We start from the raw sequence: 4449 nt of genomic DNA, 5'->3' as shown, positions 1-4449 counted from the left end.
TTTATAAATTTAAAGTTTTCAATTATGAACAAAAAGTTTCTAAGTGTGATCCTGTTCAGTGCCTTAATGGCTGGTACTGCAGGAACGTTCACGTCTTGTAAGGACTATGATGATGACATCAAGGACTTGCAGGGACAACTGGACAAGAAAGCTTCACTTGATGAATTGAACTCTAAAGTAAGTGCTTTGGAGACTTCTATCGCTGAAGCCAAAACTGAAGCTTCTAATGCTAAAACAGCAGCACAAGAAGCACTGGACAAAGCTAAAGAAGCATTGGACAAAGCAGGACAAGGTGGATCTTCTTCTGAAGAAATTGCAGCCTTAAAAGCCGCTCTGGAGAAAGCGCAGGCAGACTTGCAGAAGCAAATTGACAAAATGGCCTCATTGGAGACTGTGGACAAGAAAATTGCAGATTTAAAGAAAGAGCTTGAAGGAGGCTTCGTTACAGACGAAAAATTACAAGCTTTGGCTGCAAAGGTTGATGCCCTGACCGCTGAGGTGGTTAAATTGATTGGACACCGTCTGACTAGTCTAGCTCTGATCCCGACTCAGCATATCAACGGTATTGCTGCTATGACTTTTACCACTTTGCAGTATACTCCTCAGAAGTATGAGGCAATGCCTACACATACGTCTGATCCTTCGGGCCACACTAACCGTCCTGTGTTAGACCACAAAGATGCCGGTACAGCCCGTTACATCGCTACTGAGAAGAATAAGGCTTATTTCCATGTAAGCCCGAGTGTAGGTGTTCGTACTCAAGATATCCTGACTCCGTCATTTGACTGCATCAAGTCTGAAAATATAATGACAAAGAATGCTGACGGTACAACAATTACAAACAATAGCCCGATCGAAGTTACAGGTCACAATATTGACAAGGAAGGTGTACTGGAAGTTACATTCAAAAAACATTCTGATTTCTTAGGTCAACAGCTCTCTACCACTAAGGAAGGCAATAAGGAGAAATTCTATATGGCTTCTTTGAAAGCTCCTATTTCTGCAGAAAACTATACAGAAGACGAAGCTAAGGATGTTGAAGCTGGTACTATTGATGGCGTTTATGTAAACTCTGAATATGCTCGTATTGAAGAGCTTATCAAATTGCCGTATTTGGCTAACAGCAGAACTGATTTTGGAGAAACCATAACAGGTGAATTCGCAGACGAAATACAGAATGATGGAAACGGTGATTTCTATGTTCACTATCATGACTCAGTATGTCTGTATGAATCAAATGCAAATGCTTTAGTTGACTATTACCAAGCTTATGACCAACCTCTTGATTTAAAGAAATTGGTAAAAGTTTGTGTTAGTGACAAAGCCAATGATCATGCCGCACATGAGGATTTGGTAGACTACAAGGACTATGGTCTGACATTCCGTTTCCGTCTGGCAGAAGCCGCTTATATTCCTGAAAACGACAATGACAACAAGACTGACCAACAAAAATTTGCAGAAATCGATTCTCCGATGAATGGTAAAATGTCTGCTAAAGTATATGACATCTCTGGATCTGCAACAGCCGTAGGTCGTGAGCCTATTGTTTGCGTAGAATTGATCGACTCTGTAAATGGCAATGCATTGGTTGCTCAACGTTACTTGAAGGTTAAATGGACAATGGAAGGAAAAGAACTGGCAGTTCCGTTCAATCCGGTATTGTTCTCTTGTAAAGTTAAGAACCTTGTCGATACAGAAATGATGAATACCATGATTTACGACAAGGCTAAAGAAGGTGGTATGACAAAGAACGAATTCCATGCTATCTATACTGAATTCATTGTAGGTGAGGGAGCTGGTACAGCTGAAGATTTGAAAGATCCGGAAGAAGGCGTTGAGTCTCACAATATTTTGTGGACATTAAACGAAGAAGATCTTGGTGTGTTCTGGCCTGGTCAGCAAGAGAAGACGTTCACGAAGACTGTTATCTACAAAGATCCTAAGGGTATCAATGCTGATATTACCGTTGTGATGACAAGAACTGTCTATATGCCTGCTTTAAATGTATGGGGCCACATGGGTACATACTGGAAAGGTGAAAAGGAATATAAGATATTCAACATCAACCCGATCGTTTATGGAACCAAAGAATCTAATCCGGCATGGAATGTTGTTGACGGTACTAACCCGACATGTAACATCTATACTGACTTGTTGAACGGTTTCTTGGATGACAGAGGTGTGAAACCTACTGAAGGTGCTGCTGGCGCTATCTATTATACAGATAAGAATGTAGCTAATACGAAGTTCTATTATCCTGCTTTTGGTCCGATGCAACCTGACCACACTATGCCTGAAAATGCTAACGGCATTTACTATGCAGAAGAAGGCGTAAGATTCGTATTCGATAAGGCAAGAATCGCCAACTATACTTATATTTGGAACGATGGTACTGAAGTGAAGGCTGAGTTGAGAAACAATGATACAGAATTGTGGATTAAGGGAGAATTAGCAGCAACAATCGTAAATCACAAGGCTAACCTTTTGAACGCAGACGAGCTGACGTACAACATCAAGTTGCAAGAAGCTGTTCCTGATCATGCTGTTACAGATTTCACTAATCAACCGACAGAAGCTGCTAAGGCATTGGTTGGTAAGATGGTTCCCATCAACTTGGTTGCTGATCTCTGCAATAATGCAAAGAATGTAGGCATTGTTAAGCAATACGAAGCAAATATTATTGAGCCGTTGCAAGTTAAGAAGGGCGAAATCGACAACTTCGTTGACGCCAAGAACGAAGGTAGCTCAATTGATGTAACTGGTGCATTCACTTACTACTCTTGGAATGACAACAAGCAGATTGTGGAAAACACAACTGGTCTGCCAAAAGCATTGTATGACTTCTATCAAGTAAGAGAAGCTGTTTGGCCGTTGAAGGCTGGTTCTGACAATATTCTGGATGTTACTAAGATCAAGACTAACTTGAAACTGACTGACGGTAACTTGGAACCAGAAGAAGGTTATACAAATGGTAAGTTGCCTGCAAACATTGAAATCAGATATGAAGAAAAAGATATCGATGGTGACGGTGACAAAGAAAAAGTCTTGACTTATTACAACTATAGCGGTACTCCGGTTAACAAAGCTTATAAGCTGTTTATCCCGGTTGAATACGGTTATAAGTGGAAAACTCTCATCAATGTTTATGAGATTACTGTAGCTCCTAACTCTGGAACTCCTGGTACACGATAAGTAAAGATCGTTAGATACTGATATATTAAAGGGTATTCCTTAATGGGATACCCTTTATTGATTAAATAAAAACAGATGAAGATGAAAAGATTTATTTATTCTTCAATGCTCTTGATGGGTATCTGTGTGTTAGTAGCCTGTACCGGAAAAAGCAGTAGCCATCCCTTTGGCGGCACTTTTTTTACGGAAGAAGGAGTACGCTTTGAACTTAAAGCGGATTCAACCACACTTATCCAGTTTAACGACTCGCTGACTTATGAAGGTACTTGGCAAGTCTGTAAAAGTGCAGATAATTTGGAATATGCTACAATTGAGTTTGCCGGATATCCTGCTTACTATTTCCTGAAAGACGGGAAGCTCTATCGTAGTGAACGGGAAATGCGCAATGACGTATTGGGCAGAAGAATCAATTACCCAAAATGATATAAGCTAGATATTCCATACTAGAAACGGCTATTTCCATTTTCCTTCTTAGGAAAACGGAAATAGCCATCTTTGTATATATCGACAAGAAAGAAAGGAGCATCCAGTTCATACTCTTCGTTGCGTATCACATATCTTGTTGCCCAAGCAGCTTTAAACTGCCAAAGGCAGTACTTGGAGAATCAATGCCGACACCTTGTAGAAAAGGAAGACTGGAACCCTCATCTCTACAGCTAAGCCTATCAATACCTTCTTGTCTGTTTCATCCATTGGCGGCTGAAATGAAACTTCTATGCCATCTGTCATGGATTGGTTGAAATGGTGGGAATAAAATGAAAGTGAGTGATGAGATACTCCAGGCGTTCCATAGGATATTGCTGAAGCATAATCCACAATAATCGTGCGGCAAAGTCGGCAGTGCCTGTTACCAACTGCAGGTTCAACTGAAAAACGGGACGTGACAATCCTTTCGTTACTTTGGTCTTGCCGAAACGTCGTGGACTAATAAATATCAGGCGATTTTCACTTGCAAGTATCTCTCTTACTCTTCCCTATTCCGCTACTCTATCCGTAAAGTATTCACCGTCTACAATGGTACTGAATTTAAATGGATTATTCATATTGCGATTTTTTTTCAATGCGACTTTTTTCGCAAATATAAGAAATATATTTGGGGGCATTCTGAAAGACTGGCTAAAATGAAAAATACATTATAAGCTTCTGTTTTTCTTCATTTTATTGTATATACTTGTAAGATAAACTCTTTATAAATAAATTGGAAATGAGCAGAAATGAAATTACCTTACAAGAGATGTTCTCCTCAGTCATCGGGGA

The 4449-nt window shown here is 40.0% G+C and carries 4 protein-coding genes; 2 read left to right on the top strand and 2 right to left on the bottom strand.

Going from position 1 to position 4449, the window contains the following annotated elements; genetic code table 11:
* Positions 1–24: 24 nt before the first annotated feature.
* Positions 25–3192, top strand: a complete 3168-nt coding sequence (locus tag DXD65_RS20710) for a hypothetical protein (RefSeq protein ID WP_005825757.1) — start codon at positions 25–27, stop codon at positions 3190–3192.
* A gap of 81 nt (positions 3193–3273) precedes the next feature.
* A complete protein-coding gene (locus DXD65_RS20705; protein ID WP_008661937.1) occupies positions 3274–3615 on the top strand; it encodes a hypothetical protein in 342 nt (113 codons plus the stop codon).
* Between the two features lie 153 nt (positions 3616–3768).
* On the opposite strand, the gene DXD65_RS21075 is transcribed toward DXD65_RS20705, so the two are convergent.
* Together DXD65_RS21075 and DXD65_RS21425 are read right to left on the bottom strand one after the other, a co-directional pair.
* A complete protein-coding gene (locus DXD65_RS21075; protein ID WP_005825762.1) occupies positions 3769–3921 on the bottom strand; it encodes a hypothetical protein in 153 nt (50 codons plus the stop codon).
* Positions 3918–4079 carry a hypothetical protein gene (locus DXD65_RS21425; RefSeq protein WP_005825763.1) on the bottom strand — a complete coding sequence of 54 codons (162 nt, stop codon included), beginning with the start codon at positions 4077–4079 and terminating at the stop codon, positions 3918–3920. The genes DXD65_RS21075 and DXD65_RS21425 overlap by 4 nt, the downstream gene beginning before the upstream one ends.
* Between the last annotated feature and the right edge of the window lie 370 nt (positions 4080–4449).

Source organism: Bacteroides sp. 4_1_36, from assembly GCF_003466325.1.
Lineage (GTDB): Bacteria > Bacteroidota > Bacteroidia > Bacteroidales > Bacteroidaceae > Bacteroides > Bacteroides uniformis.
The sequence above is the reverse complement of the archived record's forward strand: the minus strand, read 5'-3'. Positions and strand labels throughout refer to the sequence as shown.

Excerpts from the sequence above, each read along its gene's own strand:
- DXD65_RS20710 (WP_005825757.1), top strand. The coding sequence starts at position 25 with ATGAACAAAAAGTTTCTAAGTGTGATCCTGTTCAGTGCCTTAATGGCT.
- DXD65_RS20705 (WP_008661937.1), top strand. The coding sequence starts at position 3,274 with ATGAAAAGATTTATTTATTCTTCAATGCTCTTGATGGGTATCTGTGTG.
- DXD65_RS21075 (WP_005825762.1), bottom strand. The coding sequence starts at position 3,921 with ATGACAGATGGCATAGAAGTTTCATTTCAGCCGCCAATGGATGAAACA.